The organism is Oleiphilus sp. HI0061, from assembly GCF_001635675.1.
This window is the reverse complement of the sequence record NZ_LWFE01000796.1, coordinates 1-355: the sequence shown is the minus strand read 5'-3', so window position 1 is coordinate 355 and position 355 is coordinate 1. Positions and strand designations below refer to the sequence as shown.

The following is a 355-nucleotide window of genomic DNA, read 5'->3' as shown; positions in this document are numbered from 1 at the left end:
AAACAAGGGTCAGTAGACGTTGATAAGGGCGTCGAGATAGTACTTCACTCAGAAGCAGTACTGGAGAATACATCGGCCTCGGTTATTGAAGTTTCAGAACAAATTGAAAAAGTATCCAAGGTAATCAATAAACTGCAAGACAACATGACACAAGTCAGTGCTGCCTCGCAGAATGTTGGCGAGGTAAATAACAATAACGCTTACGCTGTTATACACCTACTGGAGTCAATTCAAAACCTGAGCACAATGACGACAAAGCTTAGCGACGTTTCAGAGAAGCTAGCAAACGTCGTGAATAAATAGCTAGCAGGTCACTTTCCTTACTAAAGCCCGACTAATCATTCTGACCTTCATG

At 42.3% G+C, this 355-nt stretch carries 1 protein-coding gene; it reads left to right on the top strand.

What is annotated here, in order from left to right; genetic code table 11:
* Window positions 1–303 (top strand): hypothetical protein (locus A3735_RS30700; RefSeq protein WP_197485808.1); only part of this gene is annotated, 303 nt, incomplete at its 5' end.
* Window positions 304–355: the final 52 nt, after the last annotated feature.